Raw genomic sequence first — 350 nt, 5'->3', positions numbered from 1 at the left:
TTGTAGACGCTTTCTTCCCTAATTTTGAGGCAAGGAGGCCGTTATGGGGAAGCCAAATTTCAGTGAAGATTTCAAGCGTGATGCTGTGCATCCACTGCCCGACAGTCGAAACAGAGTTTCGATGAGAGGGGGATCACGGTGCGTGGGTATCCGGTTCGAGAGGTATCTGAGCGTTTAGGCGTCAGCACCTATTCTTTGTACAAATGGATGAAGCTGTACGCGAAGGCTGCGTCACAGGCATCATCTGTGGACCATGAAGCTGAGAACCGTAGGCTCAAGCGTGAGTTGGCCCGGATGACGGAGGAGCGCGACATCCTAAAAAACCGTTCCGGGTTGGGGCCCGCCTGTGC

At 53.7% G+C, this 350-nt stretch carries 1 pseudogene; it reads left to right on the top strand.

Annotated elements, in window-relative coordinates:
- Positions 1–43 precede the first annotated feature (43 nt).
- Positions 44–350 (top strand): annotated as a pseudogene (locus J3L16_RS16055) (transposase); the annotation flags it as partial.

Source organism: Alteromonas sp. 5E99-2, from assembly GCF_017368475.1.
Lineage (GTDB): Bacteria > Pseudomonadota > Gammaproteobacteria > Enterobacterales > Alteromonadaceae > Alteromonas_F.
This window is presented reverse-complemented; position numbering and strand designations above follow the sequence as displayed.